Source organism: Clostridium bornimense, from assembly GCF_000577895.1.
Classification (GTDB): domain Bacteria; phylum Bacillota; class Clostridia; order Clostridiales; family Clostridiaceae; genus Clostridium_AN; species Clostridium_AN bornimense.
The window spans coordinates 2,084,774-2,104,206 of record NZ_HG917868.1 but is presented as its reverse complement, the minus strand read 5'-3'; the positions used below and the strand labels follow the sequence as shown (position 1 = coordinate 2,104,206).

General features: G+C 29.5%; 23 protein-coding genes. 20 read left to right on the top strand and 3 right to left on the bottom strand.

Going from position 1 to position 19,433, the window contains the following annotated elements:
• Window positions 1-17 precede the first annotated feature (17 nt).
• From rsgA to CM240_RS09455, 3 genes are read left to right on the top strand one after another with little or no spacing between them, the layout of a single operon-like run.
• A complete protein-coding gene (gene rsgA, locus CM240_RS09465; RefSeq protein WP_044038730.1) occupies window positions 18-884 on the top strand; it encodes a ribosome small subunit-dependent GTPase A in 867 nt (288 codons plus the stop codon).
• On the top strand, window positions 881-1,531 hold the full coding sequence (gene rpe, locus CM240_RS09460) for a ribulose-phosphate 3-epimerase (RefSeq protein WP_044038728.1): 651 nt from the start codon (window positions 881-883) through the stop codon (window positions 1,529-1,531). Before rsgA ends, rpe begins: the two co-directional genes overlap by 4 nt.
• Window positions 1,531-2,169, top strand: a complete 639-nt coding sequence (locus CM240_RS09455; protein ID WP_044038726.1) for a thiamine diphosphokinase — start codon at window positions 1,531-1,533, stop codon at window positions 2,167-2,169. Before rpe ends, CM240_RS09455 begins: the two co-directional genes overlap by 1 nt.
• Before the next feature lie 247 nt (window positions 2,170-2,416).
• On the opposite strand, the gene rpmB is transcribed toward CM240_RS09455, so the two are convergent.
• Window positions 2,417-2,608, bottom strand: coding sequence for a 50S ribosomal protein L28 (gene rpmB, locus CM240_RS09450; RefSeq protein ID WP_044038724.1), 192 nt, complete (start codon window positions 2,606-2,608; stop codon window positions 2,417-2,419).
• Window positions 2,609-2,786: 178 nt separating this feature from the next.
• Between rpmB and CM240_RS09445 the strand changes: the two genes are divergently transcribed.
• The 6 genes from CM240_RS09445 to CM240_RS09420 all read left to right on the top strand — a co-directional run bounded on the left by CM240_RS09445 (window position 2,787) and on the right by CM240_RS09420 (window position 8,718).
• Window positions 2,787-3,134 (top strand): Asp23/Gls24 family envelope stress response protein, encoded by a 348-nt coding sequence (locus CM240_RS09445; protein ID WP_173400234.1) that lies wholly within the window; start codon window positions 2,787-2,789, stop codon window positions 3,132-3,134.
• Window positions 3,135-3,187: 53 nt separating this feature from the next.
• Window positions 3,188-4,780, top strand: coding sequence for a DAK2 domain-containing protein (locus CM240_RS09440; protein ID WP_051483851.1), 1,593 nt, complete (start codon window positions 3,188-3,190; stop codon window positions 4,778-4,780).
• An 87-nt stretch (window positions 4,781-4,867) separates the two neighbouring features.
• Window positions 4,868-6,895: an ATP-dependent DNA helicase RecG gene (recG, locus tag CM240_RS09435; protein WP_044038720.1), complete on the top strand. Its 2,028-nt coding sequence runs from the start codon at window positions 4,868-4,870 to the stop codon at window positions 6,893-6,895.
• Window positions 6,896-7,077: 182 nt separating this feature from the next.
• On the top strand, window positions 7,078-7,632 hold the full coding sequence (gene rsmD / locus CM240_RS09430; RefSeq protein WP_044038718.1) for a 16S rRNA (guanine(966)-N(2))-methyltransferase RsmD: 555 nt from the start codon (window positions 7,078-7,080) through the stop codon (window positions 7,630-7,632).
• A 35-nt stretch (window positions 7,633-7,667) separates the two neighbouring features.
• Window positions 7,668-8,177, top strand: coding sequence for a pantetheine-phosphate adenylyltransferase (coaD, locus tag CM240_RS09425; protein ID WP_044038715.1), 510 nt, complete (start codon window positions 7,668-7,670; stop codon window positions 8,175-8,177).
• Window positions 8,164-8,718 carry a hypothetical protein gene (locus tag CM240_RS09420; protein WP_044038713.1) on the top strand — a complete coding sequence of 185 codons (555 nt, stop codon included), beginning with the start codon at window positions 8,164-8,166 and terminating at the stop codon, window positions 8,716-8,718. Before coaD ends, CM240_RS09420 begins: the two co-directional genes overlap by 14 nt.
• On the opposite strand, the gene CM240_RS09415 is transcribed toward CM240_RS09420, so the two are convergent.
• On the bottom strand, window positions 8,686-9,627 hold the full coding sequence (locus CM240_RS09415; RefSeq protein ID WP_051483788.1) for a hypothetical protein: 942 nt from the start codon (window positions 9,625-9,627) through the stop codon (window positions 8,686-8,688). The two genes, CM240_RS09420 and CM240_RS09415, sit on opposite strands and share 33 nt — an antisense overlap.
• 394 nt (window positions 9,628-10,021) lie before the next feature.
• Here CM240_RS09415 and CM240_RS09410 point away from each other — a divergent pair, with 394 nt between their 5' ends.
• Complete coding sequence (locus CM240_RS09410; protein WP_044038712.1) at window positions 10,022-10,366, top strand: PadR family transcriptional regulator; 345 nt, start codon at window positions 10,022-10,024, stop codon at window positions 10,364-10,366.
• The gene (locus tag CM240_RS09405) at window positions 10,356-11,057 is read left to right on the top strand and encodes a DUF2812 domain-containing protein (protein ID WP_044038709.1); all 702 of its coding nucleotides are present in this window, start codon (window positions 10,356-10,358) and stop codon (window positions 11,055-11,057) included. The genes CM240_RS09410 and CM240_RS09405 overlap by 11 nt, the downstream gene beginning before the upstream one ends.
• A gap of 131 nt (window positions 11,058-11,188) precedes the next feature.
• On the opposite strand, the gene CM240_RS09400 is transcribed toward CM240_RS09405, so the two are convergent.
• Window positions 11,189-12,415 (bottom strand): nucleotidyltransferase, encoded by a 1,227-nt coding sequence (locus CM240_RS09400; protein WP_051483787.1) that lies wholly within the window; start codon window positions 12,413-12,415, stop codon window positions 11,189-11,191.
• A gap of 178 nt (window positions 12,416-12,593) precedes the next feature.
• On the opposite strand from CM240_RS09400, the gene pta reads away from it, so the two are divergent.
• From pta to CM240_RS09355, 9 genes are all read left to right on the top strand, one after another.
• Entirely contained in the window at window positions 12,594-13,595 is a 1,002-nt protein-coding gene (pta, locus tag CM240_RS09395) for a phosphate acetyltransferase (RefSeq protein ID WP_044038707.1), read from the top strand.
• A gap of 13 nt (window positions 13,596-13,608) precedes the next feature.
• Window positions 13,609-14,802 carry an acetate/propionate family kinase gene (locus tag CM240_RS09390; RefSeq protein WP_044038705.1) on the top strand — a complete coding sequence of 398 codons (1,194 nt, stop codon included), beginning with the start codon at window positions 13,609-13,611 and terminating at the stop codon, window positions 14,800-14,802.
• A gap of 75 nt (window positions 14,803-14,877) precedes the next feature.
• Window positions 14,878-15,375, top strand: coding sequence for a YceD family protein (locus CM240_RS09385; protein ID WP_044038695.1), 498 nt, complete (start codon window positions 14,878-14,880; stop codon window positions 15,373-15,375).
• 15 nt (window positions 15,376-15,390) lie between these two features.
• Window positions 15,391-15,576, top strand: coding sequence for a 50S ribosomal protein L32 (rpmF, locus tag CM240_RS09380; protein WP_044038693.1), 186 nt, complete (start codon window positions 15,391-15,393; stop codon window positions 15,574-15,576).
• A gap of 121 nt (window positions 15,577-15,697) precedes the next feature.
• Window positions 15,698-16,711 carry a phosphate acyltransferase PlsX gene (gene plsX / locus CM240_RS09375; RefSeq protein WP_044038691.1) on the top strand — a complete coding sequence of 338 codons (1,014 nt, stop codon included), beginning with the start codon at window positions 15,698-15,700 and terminating at the stop codon, window positions 16,709-16,711.
• Between the two features lie 79 nt (window positions 16,712-16,790).
• Entirely contained in the window at window positions 16,791-17,024 is a 234-nt protein-coding gene (gene acpP / locus CM240_RS09370) for an acyl carrier protein (RefSeq protein WP_044038682.1), read from the top strand.
• A gap of 102 nt (window positions 17,025-17,126) precedes the next feature.
• Entirely contained in the window at window positions 17,127-17,831 is a 705-nt protein-coding gene (rnc, locus tag CM240_RS09365) for a ribonuclease III (RefSeq protein WP_044038680.1), read from the top strand.
• A complete protein-coding gene (locus CM240_RS09360) occupies window positions 17,821-18,876 on the top strand; it encodes an elongator complex protein 3 (RefSeq protein WP_044038678.1) in 1,056 nt (351 codons plus the stop codon). The genes rnc and CM240_RS09360 overlap by 11 nt, the downstream gene beginning before the upstream one ends.
• Window positions 18,877-18,951: 75 nt before the next feature.
• Entirely contained in the window at window positions 18,952-19,212 is a 261-nt protein-coding gene (locus CM240_RS09355) for a stage V sporulation protein S (protein ID WP_044038675.1), read from the top strand.
• Window positions 19,213-19,433: the final 221 nt, after the last annotated feature.

The window sequence follows — 19,433 nt, the reverse complement described above, 5'->3', positions numbered from 1 at the left end:
TAAAGTATGGAGGTAACATGGAAGGAACAATAATAAAAGGAATAGGCGGATTCTATTATGTAGATGTTGATGGGGAAGTCATTGAGTGTAAGGCTAGGGGTAAATTTAGAAATGAAAAGGTATCGCCGATAGTAGGAGATAAAGTTAAAATAACTTTAGAGAACGGAAAAGGTGCTATTGAAGAGATTAAAGAAAGATCAAATATGCTGATAAGACCACTAGTAGCAAATGTAACTCAAGCTTTTGTAGTATTTGCTATAAAGAAACCGGATTTAAATATGGACCTTTTGAATAAGTTCCTTCTACTATGTGAATACAATCATATAGAAGCAATAGTTGTTTTTAATAAATGTGATTTAATTACAGAAGAAGAAAAGGAGCATTATAATGAGCTGCTAAAAAAGGCTCATTATAATGTGATATTTGTAGAAGGAAAATCAGGAAAAAATTTAGATAAGTTAAAAGAGCTTATGAAAGATAATATTACTGTATTTTGTGGGCCTTCAGGAGTAGGGAAATCCACCATATCTAATAAGTTAGTGGGAAGAGAACTTATGGAGACAGGAGAAATTTCAGAAAAGCTAAAGAGAGGGAAACATACTACTAGACATTCAGAACTTATAGAGTCAGACCATGGATTTTTAGTAGATACTCCAGGTTTCTCTAATTTAGATTTATCTTTTCTTAAAGAAGAAGAAGTTAAAGATTACATAAGAGATTTTCACGATTTTGAAGGTGGATGCAAATTTACTTCCTGTGCTCATGTATCTGAGCCTAAATGTGCAGTAAAAGATGCAGTAGAAGAAGGAAAAATTTCTAGAGAAAGATATGAATTTTATCTAGATGTTTTAGAAGAAGTTAAAAACAGGAGGAATAAACGATGATAAAAATTGCTCCTTCAATATTATCTGCTGATTTTAGTAGATTAGGAGAAGAAATAGAATTATTAGATAAAAGTGGTGCAGATATTATTCACATAGATGTTATGGATGGTCATTTTGTACCAAATTTAACTTTTGGAATGCCGGTAGTAAAGGCTATTAGAAAATATACTAAATTACCTTTTGATGTTCATTTGATGATAGAGAATCCTGCTATGTATGTTAAAGATTTTATTGATGCAGGAGCAGATATAATAACAGTTCATTATGAAAGTGATAGACATATAGATAGAACAATAAATCTTATAAAAGAAAATGGATGTAAGGCTGGTATAGTAATAAATCCAGGAACAGCTGTAGATGCAATAAAACATCTAATACCTATCGTTGATATGATTTTAATTATGAGTGTAAATCCAGGTTTTGGTGGTCAGAAATTTATAGAATATTCAGTAGAAAAAATTAAGGAAGTTAGAACTATCGCTGATAAGGTAAATAAAGATCTTATGATTGAAGTAGATGGTGGAATAACAACTGATAATATTGGAAAGGTAGTGGCAGCTGGAGCTGATGTTATTGTAGCAGGATCAGCAGTTTTTAGTGGTGGTAAAGTAAAAGAAAATATAGCTGCATTAAAAGCAGAGGTATAATGAGGGGCATCGTAATCTTAGGAGGAGATGCTCCTTCTTTAAAATTATTAAAAAAATATATTACTGATGATACTATAATTATTGCCGCTGATAGTGGAGGAGACTGCCTATATAGATATAATATTCTACCGACATATTTGGTAGGAGATTTAGACTCAATATCACAGGAAGCATTAGAATTTTTTATGGAAGGTATAAATATTAATGTATATCCTAGAGAAAAAGATGAAACGGATGGGCATATTGCTGTAGAACTAGCATTAAAATCTAATTGTAGTGAGATTTATATTTTTGGTGCTATAGGGGAAAGAATGGATCATGTTTTAGCTAACATAGGTCTTTTGAAAATAATTTTAGAATTTGGTGTTAAGGGATATATTGTTGATGAAAATAATTTAATATTTCTTATGAAAGAAAGTGGAGAGATAGAATATAAAAAAGATAAGAGACTTTCATTTACTGCTTTCGGTGATACTGTTAAAGGACTATCGATAATAGGTGCCAAGTATCCATTAGAGAGCTATGATTTAAAATTTGGAGACTCTAGAACTGTGTCTAATGAGTTTTTAGATAAGAATGTAACAGTAAAATTTAGTTCGGGAACATTATTAGTAATGATAACTTTTGATAAAAAATAGAAACAAAGGAATATTACCTACATATAATATAATACAATACAATGTACTTAGATTTATAAGGTGGGGGTATTTATGAAGATAATAGTATGGAAAGTTCCAAAATTCTTAAGCAAGATAATTAAAACTTTTAGAAAAAAATCTTGTTAGACATAATAATAAAGAAAAGTGGTAACCTAAAGGTAGCCACTTTTCTTTATGAACATAAAAAATTAGAACACTTAAAAGTATTCTAATTTATTTAACGCTATTATATAGCACGTTCAATCTTTCCAGAACGTAAGCATCTAGTACAAACATGAACAGTTCTTGGTGAACCTTTAACTATAGCCTTGATCTTTTTTACGTTTGGAGCCCAAGTTCTTTTAGAAGCTCTGTGAGAGTGGCTATATTGTGAACCAGATATAACGCCTTTTCCGCATACATCACATTTTCTTGACATTTAGTTACACCTCCCTTAAAGCAGTGTAGTATTTAAACTGAAATTAGACAATTCATATTTTAACACAAAGTTATTCTTATATGCAAGGGTGAAGAGAAATAATTCTTTATTTCCTTGAATATATCTTAGGTTTAATATAAAATTAGTATTATGGTTGAATATTTAAGGAGGAATCGGAATGATGAATATAAATAATGAAAATGGCAATATTATCTATTCAGATGAAGTTATTGCTAATATAGTAGGAATATCAACTATGGAATGCTATGGCGTTGTAGGAATGGCATCTAAAAGCCCTAAGGATGGATTATGGGAACTTTTAAAAGGAGAAAATCTATCTAAAGGTGTTAAAGTTAATTGCAAAGACGAAATATTAAATATTGAAATATATATTATTGTTGAATATGGCACAAAAATTTCTGTAATTGCCAACAATATTATTCAAAAGGTAAAATACAACGTTGAAAACTTAACAGGACTAAAAGTATCTACTATTACTGTTAATGTTCAAGGAGTAAGAGTTTAAGGAGGTACTACGGTTTGAGTATTAAGAAGATAAGCGGCGAAGACTTTTATTATATGATTATAAGTGGCTGCAATAATTTAGAGGAACAAAAGAACTATGTAAATTCATTAAATGTATTTCCAGTTCCAGATGGTGATACTGGGACTAATATGTCAATGACATTCAGAAGTGCCACAGAAGAAATATTATCTTCAAAACAAGAAACTATAGGAGAGGTAGCTAAAAAGCTTTCTAGAGGAGCTCTTATGGGAGCTAGAGGTAACTCTGGAGTTATCTTATCTCAAATTTTTAGAGGTATTGCTAAAGGATTAGAAGGTAAAAAGGAAGTTACTAGTTTAGATTTAGCTCATTCTATAGAAGAAGGAGCAAAGTCTGCTTATAAGGCTGTTATGAGACCAACAGAAGGTACAATATTAACAGTTATAAGATCAGCAGGAGAACATGCATTAAATTACAAAGGTGACGATGTAGTAGAATTACTTGAAGAAGTTATAAAAGGTAGTGAAGAAACTTTAAATAAAACACCAGAGATGCTTCCAGCATTAAAAGCTGCAAAGGTAGTAGACGCAGGTGGAATGGGACTTCTAGTTATCTTTAAAGGAATGCTTAAAGAATTAAAAGAAGGAAACAAACCTTCTTTAGACGGTGTTGGAGAAACTATAGAAGTTTCATCTAAGGCACAGTTAGATGGAGAAGCTGAAATCACTTTTGGATATTGTACTGAATTCTTTATAAATACTGAGTCAATTACTAGTGAAGAATTCAAAAAAGAAATAGAAGATATGGGTGATTCTCTAATTGCAGTAGGTAGTGATGGATTAATAAAAATTCATATACACACAGAACAACCAGGAGAAGTATTAAGTAAGGCATTAGCTCATGGTAGTTTATCAAAAATTAAAATAGATAATATGAGAGAGCAACATAGAAAAGTTTTAGAAGCTGAATATGAAGCAGGTACTACTGTAGATAATTCTGTACAAGAAGAAAAAGAATATGGATTTGTAGCTGTAGCTATGGGAAGCGGAATAAAGAAAATTTTTGAGAATGATTTGAACGTTGATGTAGTTATTGAAGGCGGTCAAACTATGAATCCAAGTACTCAAGATTTTATTGATGCTGTAGATAAAATTAATGCTAAGAATATAGTTATACTTCCTAATAATAAAAATGTTGTTATGGCAGCTAATCAGGCAAAAGATGTTTGCGAAAAGAATATAATAGTTATTCCAACTAGAACTATTCCTCAAGGAATTGCAGCTATAACAGTATTTAATGGAGAAGCTAGTGCAGAAGATAATGAATCTAACATGAATGAAGCAGTAAGTAGCGTAAAGAGTGCTTCTGTTACTTTTGCAGTAAGAGATACTGAAATAGAAGGTAAAGAAATAAAGGAAGGCGACATTCTAGGATTAATAGAAGGTAAAGTAAAAGTTGTAGGCAAGAATGTTAATGATGTTGTAAAAGAATTATTAGAAAATCTTGTAGATGACGAATCTTCACTAATATCTCTATATTCAGGAGAAGAGGTTAAGGAAGAAGAAAATTCTTTATATGAAGAGTTAGAAGATATATATGATGATATAGATGTTTTAACTTATAAGGGAGATCAACCATTATATTACTACTTGATTTCAGTAGAATAGTTATACAAAGAAATTGAAATAAATCCATGAATTTTACCAATAATATAATTGGATGATTCATGGATTTTTTATTGAGGTGTATAAAATATGAATATTTCTGATGATATAATAACGCTAAAAGGCATTGGAGAAAAAGCTAAGACGGAGCTTAATAAGTGTGGGGTATTTACTATATATGACTTGATGCTCTATTTTCCAAGAACATATGAGAATATTGAAAGAGTAAAATCCATAGATGAAGTAGAAGAAGGAGAAAAAGTTGTACTTATGGGAAGGCTTAAGAGCCTTAACCAAAGAAAGAGTGGATATAAGACTATAACTCATGGCGTTTTAGAAGGTGATGGTGGAACTTTTGAAGTGTATTGGTTTAATGTCACATATATAAGAAATGTCTATAAAGTAGGGAATACTTACATACTTATGGGAAAAGCAAAATTTTTGAGAGGGAAGGTAACGTTATCAAACCCTACAATTTTTAAAGGTGAAGATAATAAAAAAAATATAATGCCTGTTTATCCACTAAAAGGTTCTCTGAAAAATTCTTATATGATCAAGACTATAAAAGGTTTATTAGAAACTGTCAGTGTAGAAGAAAATTTACCAGAAAGAATAATAAAAAAGTTTAATTTTTGTTCGTTGGATGAGGCACTTAAAAATATACATTTTCCAGAAAGTTCAGAATCACTTAAAGAAGCAACAAGAAGACTTAAGTTTCAGGAGTTATTTTCTTATTCTTTAAAGGTATTGATGCTTAAAGATTATATAAATAACAATAAAAAAGGCATTAAATTTAATATAACAAAAGAGCTTTCAGATTTAAAAGAGCAATTACCCTTTACATTGACGTCAGCACAAAGCAGAGCTGTAAGAGAAATATTAAAAGATGAAAAGAAAGATACAGCTATGAATAGGTTATTGCAAGGAGATGTTGGGTCAGGAAAGACTGTAGTTGCCGCTATAGCTGTATTTAATGTAGTTATTAATGGATACCAAGGTTGTGTAATGGCACCAACGGAAATATTAGCTACGCAGCACTATGAGGAATTTAAGAAGTTATTTGCAAATTTTAATTTAAATATAGAATTGCTAGTAGGGTCAAGAACATTAAAAGAAAAAAGAGATATAAAAGAGAGACTTTATAATGGAGAAATTGATATATTAATTGGAACTCATGCATTAATAGAAGATGATGTAGAATTTAAAAAATTAGGAATTATTGTAGCTGATGAACAACATAGGTTTGGTGTAGCACAAAGAAATAAGTTATATTCTAAAGAAAATAAGGCAGATATATTAGTTATGACAGCAACACCAATTCCAAGGACATTAAGTTTATACATATATGGTGATTTAGATGTATCTGTAATTGATGAATTACCACCAGGAAGAAAAAAGATAGATACAAAGTTTATAGATAGTAATAGAAAGTATAAAGTGTATGAATTTTTAAAGCAGCAGTTAGAAGAGGGAAGACAAGGATATGTAGTATGCCCATTGATTGAAGAAGATAAAGATGGAGATTTGACATCTGTAGAGAAGTTGTATAAGGAGTTAAAAGAAGACTACTTTAAAGAAGAACCTATAGAAATTTTACATGGTAAAATGAAGCCAAAAGAAAAAGATGATATAATGAATAGGTTTAAAAATAAAGAGATAAAAATATTGATTTCTACAACAGTAATAGAGGTAGGAATAAATGTACCAAATTCCAATGTAATGATAATAGAAAATTGTGAGAGATTTGGTCTGTCACAATTGCATCAACTTAGAGGTAGAGTTGGAAGAGGTGAATATAAGTCTTATTGCTTTTTAGTAGGAAATTGTAAAAGTGAAAAGACACGTAGAAGAATGGCTATAATGGAAGAATCTAATGACGGATTTTATATATCACAAGAAGATTTAAAACTTAGGGGGACTGGAGATCTATTTGGATTTAGACAAAGTGGAGAAGATGGCCTTATATTAAGTGATATCTTTGAGGATTTTGATCTTTTAAGAGATGCTAATAATGAGGCAAAGGTACTTTTAAATAGTAAAGAAGAAGAAGATATACGAATAAAAGATGAGATGATTTTAAGGTTAGAAAGCTATGATGAGTATATATCTTTCAATTAGAGAATATATAGGGAAAAGTAAAAGGGTGGATAGTACCACCCTTTTATGAGGAGAATTATAGGAAGAGCCATTTGGCATCGATTATATTATTGACAAATTACAAGTATTTATACATATAATTTTGTATAAAATAATTCAATATGATAAAATAAAAAAAGAATGTAAAATAGGGAGGACAAATGATGAGAATAATTTCTGGTAAAGCGAGAGGAAGAAAGATATTATCTCCAGAAAGCATGGAAACAAGACCGACATTAGATAGAATAAAAGAATCAATTTTTAATATAATACAAAATAAAACACCAGATGCTGTGGCTTGTGATATATTCTCAGGAACAGGAAGTTTAGGACTTGAAACAGCTAGTAGATGGGCAAAAAGAGTATATCTTGTGGATAAAAGTCCAAGAGCATATAAAAATCTTCAAGCAAATGTAGAAAATTTAAAATTTCAAGATGTATGTACAACATTAAATATGGATGCTTATGATGCATTAAGAGAATTTAAGAGAAGAGGGGAGATATTTGATTTAATATTTATAGATCCACCTTATGCAAAAGAAATGATTCCTCCAGCTATGGAAATAATACATAATCTAGAGCTATTAAAAGAGGACGGAATAATAGTAACTAAGATAGATTCAAGTGAAGAAATCTATGAAGGATTTGAAAATATAAAGTTATATGATAAAAGAAAGTATGGGAATACTACAGTTATTTTTTATAGAATAGAAAATTAAAATAACTAAATTTATGTGTGGATAGGGAGAAAATTATGAGAATTGCGGTATATCCAGGAAGTTTTGATCCAATAACCAATGGACATTTAGATATTATAGAAAGAGCTCTAAAAGTCTTTGATAAGGTTATTGTTGCGATACTTATTAATCCAACAAAAAAAGGATTATTTTCAGCAGAAGAAAGGGTAGAACTTATAAAGAAGGTCACAAAAGACCTCGATAATGTAGAAGTAGAATCTTTTGAGGGATTATTAGTAGATTTCTTAGAAAAGAAGGAAACTAATATAATAATAAAAGGATTAAGAGCTGTTTCAGACTTTGAATATGAGTTTCAAATGGCTCTTATGAATAATAAATTAAATTCTAATGTGGAAACTGTTTTTATGATGACTTCGGCGGAATATTCATTTTTAAGTTCATCATCAGTTAAACAAGTGGCATTTTTTGATGGATCAGTAGAGGGGTTAATACCATCAATGATAATAGGAGACTTAAAGGAAAAAGTGAGAAAGGTTAAGGAGGCAGAGCAAGATGGAAGTAAATAAATTGGAAGTAGTTCAATTATTAGAGTATTTACAAGAAATTATAAATAATGCAGCTAAAGTGCCTATGAGCGGGAAAATTATGATTAGTAAAAAGGAAATCATGGAGGTTACAGAAGAAATTATAAATTTACTTCCAGAAGAATTTAGAAAAGCGCAATGGATGTTAGGGGAAAAAGATAGAATTTTAAGTGAAGCAGAGGCTCATGCAGAAGAAGTTAGAAGAGATAAAATAGAATACATAAAAAATGAAGTTGAAAATCATGATATAGTAAGTGATGCAAAAAAAGTAGCAGAAGAGATTATAGCAAAAGCTCAGTTAGAAGCAAAAGAAATAAGAATTGGATCTAGAGAATATTCTGCAGAAATAATAGAAGAACTAAATGCTGCAATATCTAGTAAAAAGGAAGAATACTTATCAGTTATTGAAATAGAAAGTAAGAAGTTTAGAGATAAAGTAAATAATATGCTAAACTCCACATCTGTGGAGCTTAGAGAAAATATAAAAGAATTAAAAGGTACAAGCAGTAATGTAACTAAATAAGTTAAATACTACAAAGGCCACTGCACTATTAATTAAACCAAATAAAAATTTATATTTAACGAAATATAAGAAATTTATTTTTAAATCATATATAAATGAATAGCATTGACTAAGTATACTTAATCCACCGAAGGTAAGGAAAAATGCAATTATAGGAATAATAATTTGCATTGAAATTGCTGAGGTGGATATTATTTTACAACCATTTGTCATTTCTAAAATTCCAGCTAAAATTCCTCCGACAAAAGAAAAAGGCAATTTTGAAAAAACTAAATCATTTAAAAAAGTACATAAAACATTAAAAAATATTATAAAACCACCTACCATAAGTACTGTAGATATACTTTGCTCAACAGAATTTAAAAAGCACTTACTAAAAGGAAGACTTTCTCTATTAGTTTTATTAATATTAATAGTATTTCTACTCTTATCTATTTTTAATATAAAAGATAATATAAATGCAGATATGTAAGATGATATAAGTAATATGTATCCTAATGTAACATTGTTTAGCATCAATACTCCAACAGATCCAATAACAAAAATAGGGCTAGGAGTAGAAGCTATAATAACTAGCCGTTTAAAAGTACTAAAATTTATATCACCATTTCTATATAAATCCCCAGAGTATTTTGTACCTAAAGGATAGCCACATAAGATGGAGATAATTACTGCAGTAGCACATTTCCTTGGCAGTCTAAGTGGTTTACAAAGAAGCCCACCAAATAATTTGCTATATAACTCTATACCACCTAAAGAAACGATTAAATTACAAAGAACTGAGAACATAAATAGTGCAGGAAACACATTGAAGAAAAATAATTTAGCACCATTTAAAGTAGCGGTTAAAGCAATAGTAGGACTTATCACCATCATTAGTATGAATATTGATATAAGTAAGATTAACAAGAGCACACCTCCTCTATAGAAATATATGAGAGAGGGATGTGAAAAATTCACGATTCACAATTCACAATTGTGGTGGAAATTCCTGCGGAATTTCTTAGAATTTAAGTATGGTGTCTGTAGGTGTTATTGAGTCGTGTTTTATAATTGAAATTAGGCCTTGGATGGTGTTTTACGGGGGGCTAATGAAAGTTGTACTTTCATGTAGCTTATTTTTTTATGATAGGTTAGATATATGAGTTTAGTAGCATAGTTGACTTTACCACTACTTATCTAGAACAGATGATAAATACGATTTTAAACATATAAAAGTAAATACTTTACAATATATCATTAAATGATATAATATTAAGTGATATATCATTTAATGATATAATAATAAAGAGAGGAAAATTTTATGCCAAGAAAAAATTCTATTGATACGAATCAATTAACAGATGCTGCGTTTTATATTTTATCTAGTGTTGTAAAAGAACAACATGGATATTTAATAATGAAAACTATTGAAAAATTTAGTGAAAATGAAGTTACTATTGGTCCAGCATCGATGTATACAACATTAAAGAAACTTTTAGAGTCAGGTTTAGTGGAACTGTCTGATTCAGATAAAAATAAGAAGATATACAAAATAACAGATAAAGGTATGGAGATGCTTTTAAAAGAAATAGAACGAAAAAAACAAATGATTAAATTTGCTGAAAGATTTTTAAAGTTAGATAAGGAGGGAGATTATGAAAAATAAGTATGTTGGTATTAGCGGGCTTGCATTTAATGAAGAAGAAGATATGAAAAAATTAAGTGAGTATGCTAAAGAAGGGTGGTTATTAGACTCTATAGTAGGTGGATTTTTTTATAAGTTACGAAAAGATACACCTCGAAATATAATATATAGTCTAGATTATCAAGATAATGCAGATGAGGAATACTTTTCGATATTTAAAGAAGCTGGATGGGAACTTGTAGTTTCAATAGGAAATAAAATGAATATTTTTTCAGCTCCAGCTGGGACTAAATCTATTTATAGTGATTTAGATACAGAAATAGATAAGTATTTATTAATGGAATATAAATGCAAAAAAGGAGTAGTAGTTTCTTCAATAATAGCTGTAATATTAACATTATCTATTATAGTTTCCATGGCTATTATAAGACCCATATTTTTCTTTTTAGTAGTCTTGTTTATGGCTGATATTATTGTTCTTATTTTTAATTTAATGCCTTACCTAGCATATAAGGCTAGAATTAAAAATCTGAATGGAAATAGCTCGATATTAAGTAATAAAAATTTCTGGAAGTTACATTTAATCGTTGGCATTTTATTTATTATATTTACAATAGAAGGTGTGTTAAAAAAAGATTATTTAGATTTGCTTTGGCTTTTTCCAAGTATTTTTAGTTTTATTGAGTGTAGAAAATATAAAAAATGCAACTGATATTTTTATGTATAAATAAGTGATAAAAAATGCAATTACTAATTTGATAGAAATTCATTAGTAATTGCTTTTTTTAATACACAAAATTCAACTTACTATATAATGTGCATTTACAATTGTGAAGTGCACATTTATAACTGTGAACTGTGCACTGACAACTGTGCACTGACATAAGGTCCTTTTTTATAGTCATCCATTGGATCAATGTTCTTATTTAGCATAGAATAAGCTTTTGTAGCTAGTAGATCTATTTCTAATGATGGATTTGAATATTTCCTAGGAAATTTTGTGATTATTTCTATATCAGATTTTTTCTTAATTTCTTTTATTATTTCTGCTCCTGTAGAATTAAGTCCTAAAATACGTGCATATTCTACTGGCTTTTTTACTATAGATTGAACATCAAAGTTTTCAAGTCCTATAAAAAGCTTGCAAAGAATACGGGATAGCCTAGTATAAGCATATCTTTTGCTCTTTATATTCATAAGTAATTCTTCTAGAGAATTTGAATTAATAATTTCTTTTAAAATTTTATTATCAATACCTTCAGAAACATCATATATTCTAGAAATACTTTCACTGTTAGTAAGTAGCTTATATTTTATATATGGAAACATATCAGAAGGAAAAACTAAGTTATCTAAGTTTTTGCCTGTTTCTAATATAGATGATTTTGGTAGTTTATCATTAAGAGTATTTATATTACCGCCATCTTTTAAAAATGCCCTTACTCCAGAGGCAGAAGGAAAACTAGATGATACTTCTGTAGAGTTATAACTAGCGCCTAGCCTTTTTATAGTAGTAGGTTCAATTTTACTATTTAAAGTTTTTATAGCTTTAAGGTATTCTAGGGACAATATATTATTTGATTGATTTAATATAGAAATCTCATTAGCTGATAAATTTAAAAAAGTTTTTATAGATTCCATGCGAGCCACAGGATAAGATAAACCACTATTTAAATTTTCTTTTAATAAATTTTTATATTCTAATGGTTCTTTAATAAGCAAATCACTTATTCGATCTATTAATAATAAGTTACCTTCTTCAGAACCAAAAGATATATAATCAATGACATTTAAGTTATTTAATAAAGATACTCCACCGAAAGCAAAATGCTCAGCAGAAGACACTGCAAAAACTGCAGGTAATTCTATTACTAAATCTACTCCTGATTCAATAGCTATTTTTGCTCTAGTCCATTTATCTAATATACTAGGGAGACCTCTTTGAACAAAATTTCCACTAAGAATGCATACGATGCCATCACAATTAGTTTTCTTTTTTGTTTCTTCTATATGATAAACATGACCGAGATGCATTGGATTATATTCGGCTATTATTCCACAAAGATTCATAATAACTCCTTTCAATTCTTTCACTTAAAAAAATAAATTAAACAAAGTATTCTAAATATTTTAACATTATCAAAAACGTTGTACCGCTATATTATAAGGTATATAATTAAAGAATAAAACATTATTATAGGGATTGTAAAAAAATTAAGTATCAAAGAATGCGGAGGTAAGTTTATATATGCAATTTATGCAAGCCATTTGGAAACAAGCAAGAGTTGAAAAGAGAAGAATTGTTCTTGCCGAAGGGGAAGAGAGAAGAAATTTAATTGCAGCAGGTAAGATTATAGAAAACTCTTTAGCAGACCTTATTTTAATAGGAAATGAAGAAAATATAAGAAATAACGCTAAAGAAATTGGAGTAGATATAGATGGAGCTACTATAGCTGACCCTGATAAAAGTGATAAACTACAACAGTATATAGAAGAGTTTTATGAAATAAGAAAAAATAAAGGTATGACATTAGAAAAAGCAGAAAAAATTGTTAGAGATCCATTATATTTTGGAACAATGATGGTTAAAATGGGAGATGCGGATGGAATGGTTTCGGGAGCTATTCATACTACTGGTGACTTATTAAGACCAGGTCTTCAAATAGTAAAAACTGCACCAGGCACAAAGGTGGTATCAGGATTTTTTGCTATGATGATTCCAAACTGTGATTATGGAGAAGCTGGAATGTTATTATTTGCAGACTGTGCAGTAAATCCTAATCCAACAGCGGAAGAATTAGCATCTATTGCAATAACTACAGCAGAAACTTGTAGGACCTTATGTAATACTGAACCTAGAGTTGCGATGTTATCCTTTTCAACTATGGGAAGTGCTTCTAATGAGTTAGTTGATAAAGTAAGATTAGCAGCTGAGATAGCTAAAAAACAAAGACCAGATTTAGATATAGATGGAGAATTGCAACTAGATGCAGCAATTGATAGAGAAGTAGCAGCACTTAAAGCGCCAAATTCACCAGTAGCAGGTAAAGCCAATGTACTTGTATTTCCAGATTTACAAGCAGGAAATATAGGATATAAATTAGTGCATAGATTTGCAAAGGCTAGTGCCATAGGTCCTATATGTCAAGGATTTGCAAAACCAATAAATGACTTATCTAGAGGATGTAGTCCAGAAGATATAGTAAATGTTGTGGCTGTAACAGCCGTTCAAGCTCAAAAATGTAATTAGAAGGAGGAAGACGATGAAGGTATTAGTTATCAATTGTGGAAGTTCATCAATAAAATATCAATTATTTGATATGGAAGGTGAAAAAGTATTAGCAAAAGGACTAGTTGAAAGAATAGGGATAGAAGGATCAATTCTTACTCATAAAGTAAATGGATCAAAATATGAAATAAAAGAAGAAATTAAGGACCATAAATATGGAGTGAAATTAGTTATAGATGCATTAACTAATAAAGATTATGGTGTAATTAGTTCAATGGATGAAATTTCAGGGGTAGGACATAGAGTTGTTCATGGTGGAGAAAAGTATTCTGAATCAGTACTTATAGATGAAAATGTTATTAAATCTATTGAAGAATGTATAGAACTAGCACCTCTTCACAACCCAGCAAACTTAATAGGAATTAATGCATGTATGGAGATAATGCCAAATACTCCAATGGTAGCTGTATTTGATACTGCATTTCATGCTAATATGCCCAAAGAGAATTATATATACCCAATACCATATGAATATTATGAAAAGTATGGAATAAGAAGATATGGTTTCCATGGTACTTCTCATAAATATATTTCTAATAAAGCTTGTGAGTTTTTAGGTGAAGATATTAAAAATTTAAAAATAATAACTTGTCATTTAGGAAATGGTGCTTCTGTAGCAGCAATACAAGATGGGCATAGCATAAATACGTCTATGGGATTTACACCATTAGAAGGTTTATGTATGGGTACAAGAAGTGGAGATGTAGATTTATCAATATTTACGTATTTGATGAAAAAAGAAAATCTTACTTATGAAGATGTAGATACAATAGTAAATAAAAAGAGTGGACTTCTAGGTATTTATGGAAAATCTTCAGACTTCAGAGATGTAAGAGCTGATAAAGTAGCGGGAAAAGAAGAAGCTATATTAGCATACAAAATTTTTGGGAATAGAATTAAAGGATACATAGGAAATTATGCTGCACAAATGAATGGTGTTGATTTAATAATTTTTTCTGGTGGAATTGGTGAAAATGATCCATCTATAAGAGAATATGTATGTGAGTCTTTATCATTCTTAGGTTTAGATTTTGATAAAGAAGCTAATATAGAAGGTGGAGAAATAAAGGTAATTACTAAGAAAGATTCTAAAGTTAAAGCTATGATTGTAACTACTGATGAAGAACTTATGATAGCAAGAGATACCAAAACAATAATAGCGAAATAACTTGACAATTTATCTTACCGTTTATATAATTGATTATGGTTATTTAAATGATAAGTTTTTTTAGGGAGTAACAATATGAAGTTAAATTTAAGAGAACTTAAAGAAAAAAATTCCTATAGTAAAGAAGTGGAATTACAGCTAGATAAAGAAAGCTTTACTTCTTTAAAAAATTACAAAATAGAAGAACCTTTGAAATTTGTAGGTACTATAGGAGAAAAAGATAACTTAATTTTTTTAGACGGGGTAGTTCAAGGAGTGTTAATACTTAATTGTAGTCGCTGTCTTGAAGAGGTAAATTATCCAATAAATGTGGAAATTCACGAAAAACTTTCCCGCAATAGTGGTAATGAGGATGAAGATATCATCTTTATTCATAATGATATAATAGACCTTGCTACAGTATTAGAAAATGATATATTATTTTCTATACCGCTGAAGGTTCTATGTAAAACTGATTGTAAAGGCTTATGTCAACAGTGTGGAACTAATAAGAATTTTGACACGTGCAGCTGTGAAGATTCCTCTATAGACCCTCGCTTTGAAAAGCTAAAAGACTTTTTGAACAACAACTAAGAGGAGGTGTTATTGATGGGAAATCCAGCTAGAAAATTCTCTAAAGGAAGAAGAAACTCTAGAAGAGCTCAAACTTTTAAGTTAGGTCTACCAGGAGTTGTTGAATGTCCAAAGTGCCATGAAATGAAGCTTTCTCACAGAGTGTGCAAAAACTGTGGTACTTATAACGACAAGGAAGTTATTGCTTCTACAGAAGAATAAGATAAAGGAAAGTCGTAAGACTTTCTTTTATTTTTTTGTTATAGAAATATCAATTGCACCTAGGTTAAACAAATAATATAATAGTTATAGAATTATTAATACTTGATAGGAGACGAAGTATATGATATTTGTTATAGATGGAATGGGTGGAGACAATGCTCCAGTAGATATAGTAAAGGGAGCTGTTGATGCTGTAAAAGAAAGAACAGACTTAAATCTTATTATTACAGGAAAAGAAGATGTAATAAAAAAAGAATTAAGCAAATATGATTATGATAAAGATAGAATAACAATAGTACATACAGAAGAAGTTATAAGTAATGATGAAAGTCCTACTGCTGCAATAAGAAAGAAAAAAGATTCATCTTTAGTAAAAGGTCTACAATTGGTGAAGTCAGGGGAAGCTGATGGTATATTATCTGCAGGAAGTACTGGTGCTTTTATATCTGGTTCTACTTTAATTGTAGGTAGAATAAAGGGAGTAAAAAGACCAGCACTAGCACCAATTATGCCGGGGCAAAATGGGCCATTTATGGTAGTAGATGTAGGTGGAAATGTAGATTGTAAGCCAGAATTTTTAAAAGATTTTGCAATGATGGGAAAAGTATATTATGAAAATGTAATGGGAATACAAAATCCATCAATAGGTCTTGTAAATATAGGTGCAGAAGAAGAAAAGGGTAATGAGCTGACAAAAGCCACATATGGGTTACTTAAGACTATGGATATAAACTTCGTAGGTAATGTAGAGCCAAGAGAAATACCTAAGGGAGATGTAAATGTAGTAGTATGTGATGGATTTGTTGGAAATACAGTGTTAAAAATGTATGAAGGTGTAGCATCTACTTTATTAAAAGGTATAAAGGCTGAAATTATCAGTAGCACTAGAGGAAAAATTGGTGGCTTGCTTTTAAAACCTATTTTTAAAAGTTTTCAAAAGAAATACGATTACAGAGAAACTGGTGGATCACCATTTTTAGGTGTTAAAGGAATCTGCGTTAAGGCACATGGAAGTTCTGATGCTTATGCAATAAAGAATGGAATCAATCAATGTATAGCACTATATGAAGGAAAAGTAGTAGATAAAATTCATAAGGGTATTAATGATAATAAAGAAGACAGTACAGATGTATAAATTAACATTTTTTTAGAATATATATTGACGAGATAAATTTATTATACTATTATCATTATAGAGTTAGGAGGTGTTTAGGATGATATTTGATAAAGTTAAGGCTATAATTGTTGATCAATTAGGTGTAGAAGAAAATGAGGTAAAATTAGAATCTTCTTTTGTAGATGATCTAGGTGCAGATTCATTAGATGTAGTTGAATTAGTAATGGCTATTGAAAATGAATTTGAAATAGAAATATCTGATGAAGACTACGATAAAGTAAGTAGTGTTGGAGATGTAGTTGAATACATAAGAGAACGCGTAGAAGGTTAAAATATAAGTCTCGCTTAAATGCGAGACTTAATTTTTATTTAGAGGTTATTCTTGAGATTATATGGTAATTTGAAGAATGGTCTTAAGTTAAAGGAGACATATATGGATAAAAAAATACTAATAGAAGAGTTGAGTAAGAGATTAAAAATAGAATTTAATAACAGACATTTGCTTTTAGAAGCAATTACACACTCATCATATGCTAAACCAAAGATAAAAGTAGAATATAATGAGAGATTGGAGTTCTTAGGAGATGCTGTATTACAAGTTGTAATATCAGATTATTTATATAATAAATATAAAGAAAAAAAAGAAGGAGAATTATCTAAGCTACGTTCTTTGATAGTTTGTGAAAATTCTTTATATAAAATAGCTACTAAGTGGGATTTAGGAAAATTCATAAGAATGAGTAAAGGTGAAGAACTTACTGGTGGTAGACACAGAGTTTCTATTTTAGCTGATGCTGTGGAAGCTATAATAGCTGCTATATATTTAGACAGAGGTATGGAAATAGTAAGAGGATTTGTCTTAGAAAATTTTGAAGAAATAATTAATTTAGCTACAGAGAATAAGATAATTATGGATTATAAATCAAAATTACAAGAATATTATCAGCAGTTAGGAGATTCAGAAATAGTATATGATACTATAAGATTTGAAGGTCCACCTCATAGAAGAAAGTTTTTTGTTAAAGTGTTAGTTAACAATGAAATAGAGGGTTATGGAGAAGGATACTCTAAAAAAGAAGGAGAACAAAAAGCTGCAAAAGATTTATTAAATCATTTGGAGGTAATAGATGAAAAGTAGAAATGTAATAATACCTATTTTTATTCCACAGGAAGGGTGTCCACATAAATGTGTATTCTGTAATCAAGAAACTATTTCTGGGGAAGAGAATAGAGTTACAGCAAAAGATGTAATAAATACTATAGAGGAATATTTGACTACAATAAATAAAGAAAATACTATAGTAGAAGTGTCTTTTTTCGGAGGTACTTTTACAGGGATACCTATAGAGAAGCAGAAGGAACTTTTATCTGTAGCTAAAGAATATAAAGACAATGGATTAATAGACAAGATAAGAATGTCTACAAGACCAGACTATATAGATAGAAAAATTTTAGAACATTTAAAAAAATATGATGTAGACATAATAGAGTTAGGAGTTCAATCTTTAGATGAAGAAGTGCTAAGAAAGTCCGGAAGGGGACATACAATAGAAGATGTATATAAAGCTAGTAGTCTAATAAAAGAATATGGAATTACTTTGGGACATCAAATGATGTTAGGGTTACCGGGAGATTCTTTTGAGAAAGATATAGAAACAACAAAAAAGATAATAGAAATGAAACCTGCATTATGTAGAATTTATCCTTCATTAGTAATAAAAAATACTCCTATGGAAAAGATGCTTAATATGGGAATATATAAGCCATATGCATTGGAAGAAGCTATAGATATATGCAAAGTTGTTTATAAGATGTTAGTTGATAATGATATAGAGATAATAAGAGTAGGTTTACAAACTACTAATGAAATAAATTATGATGGAGACATAATAGATGGGCCATTTCATCCTGCATTTAGAGAATTAGTAGAAGGATCAATCTATTGTGATATCATAAAAGAAGGATATATAGAGGGAGAAGGAGATATAAAAATTGAAATAAATGAAAAAGATCTCTCAAAATTATATTGTAATAAGAAAAAGTATTTTAATGAAATTAGAAATATGATAAAGGAAAAAGTTATCGTAAAAATTAACAATGATATATCTAGAGGAGAAATACTAATAAGTCAAGGGGAAAAGTGTAGAAAAATGGCAATAAAAAAATCTAAAGGATTACAGTAAAAAAAAGGATTTTATGCAACTATATAGAATTACTATATTATTGAAATAATAATTGATGTAATAGGGGGATATTATATGGAAGTATTAAAAGTATCAGCAAAATCACAACCCAAGTCTGTAGCAGGAGCATTATCAGCAGTATTAAGAGAAAACGTATCTGCAGAAGTGCAAGCTGTAGGAGCAGGAGCTGTAAATCAAGCTGTAAAAGCATTAGCAATTACAAGAGGATTTGTTGCACCAAATGGAATAGACCTAGTAGTAATTCCTGCTTTTTCTGAAATTACTATTGATGGTGAGGAGAGGACTGCCATTAGATTTATAGTTGAATCTAGATAATAAAATTTTAGTTAGTATTGAAGTTTTATCTTAAATATTGTCACTATTAGTAGTGAATAAAATTTTATGTAATCACTAAAAATAAATATAAAAGGAGTGATTAATATTAAAGGTAAAGTTAATATGAAGGCTATTGGAAATTTTACAAAGAATGCAGTTGAAGAGTTTGAAGAAAATATAGTAGAGCAAAAAGATTTTTTAGAAAAGGCAGATAGTAGATA

Coding starts and splice junctions, on each gene's coding strand:
- CM240_RS09455 (WP_044038726.1), top strand. CDS start 1,531: ATGAGGGGCATCGTAATCTTAGGAGGAGATGCTCCTTCTTTAAAATTA.
- CM240_RS09355 (WP_044038675.1), top strand. CDS start 18,952: ATGGAAGTATTAAAAGTATCAGCAAAATCACAACCCAAGTCTGTAGCA.
- plsX (WP_044038691.1), top strand. CDS start 15,698: ATGATATTTGTTATAGATGGAATGGGTGGAGACAATGCTCCAGTAGAT.
- coaD (WP_044038715.1), top strand. CDS start 7,668: ATGAGAATTGCGGTATATCCAGGAAGTTTTGATCCAATAACCAATGGA.
- CM240_RS09390 (WP_044038705.1), top strand. CDS start 13,609: ATGAAGGTATTAGTTATCAATTGTGGAAGTTCATCAATAAAATATCAA.
- acpP (WP_044038682.1), top strand. CDS start 16,791: ATGATATTTGATAAAGTTAAGGCTATAATTGTTGATCAATTAGGTGTA.
- CM240_RS09420 (WP_044038713.1), top strand. CDS start 8,164: ATGGAAGTAAATAAATTGGAAGTAGTTCAATTATTAGAGTATTTACAA.
- rpmB (WP_044038724.1), bottom strand. CDS start 2,608: ATGTCAAGAAAATGTGATGTATGCGGAAAAGGCGTTATATCTGGTTCA.
- rnc (WP_044038680.1), top strand. CDS start 17,127: ATGGATAAAAAAATACTAATAGAAGAGTTGAGTAAGAGATTAAAAATA.
- recG (WP_044038720.1), top strand. CDS start 4,868: ATGAATATTTCTGATGATATAATAACGCTAAAAGGCATTGGAGAAAAA.
- CM240_RS09410 (WP_044038712.1), top strand. CDS start 10,022: ATGCCAAGAAAAAATTCTATTGATACGAATCAATTAACAGATGCTGCG.
- pta (WP_044038707.1), top strand. CDS start 12,594: ATGCAATTTATGCAAGCCATTTGGAAACAAGCAAGAGTTGAAAAGAGA.
- rsmD (WP_044038718.1), top strand. CDS start 7,078: ATGAGAATAATTTCTGGTAAAGCGAGAGGAAGAAAGATATTATCTCCA.
- CM240_RS09360 (WP_044038678.1), top strand. CDS start 17,821: ATGAAAAGTAGAAATGTAATAATACCTATTTTTATTCCACAGGAAGGG.
- CM240_RS09400 (WP_051483787.1), bottom strand. CDS start 12,415: ATGAATCTTTGTGGAATAATAGCCGAATATAATCCAATGCATCTCGGT.
- CM240_RS09445 (WP_173400234.1), top strand. CDS start 2,787: ATGATGAATATAAATAATGAAAATGGCAATATTATCTATTCAGATGAA.
- rpe (WP_044038728.1), top strand. CDS start 881: ATGATAAAAATTGCTCCTTCAATATTATCTGCTGATTTTAGTAGATTA.
- CM240_RS09385 (WP_044038695.1), top strand. CDS start 14,878: ATGAAGTTAAATTTAAGAGAACTTAAAGAAAAAAATTCCTATAGTAAA.
- CM240_RS09440 (WP_051483851.1), top strand. CDS start 3,188: ATGATTATAAGTGGCTGCAATAATTTAGAGGAACAAAAGAACTATGTA.
- rpmF (WP_044038693.1), top strand. CDS start 15,391: ATGGGAAATCCAGCTAGAAAATTCTCTAAAGGAAGAAGAAACTCTAGA.
- rsgA (WP_044038730.1), top strand. CDS start 18: ATGGAAGGAACAATAATAAAAGGAATAGGCGGATTCTATTATGTAGAT.
- CM240_RS09405 (WP_044038709.1), top strand. CDS start 10,356: ATGAAAAATAAGTATGTTGGTATTAGCGGGCTTGCATTTAATGAAGAA.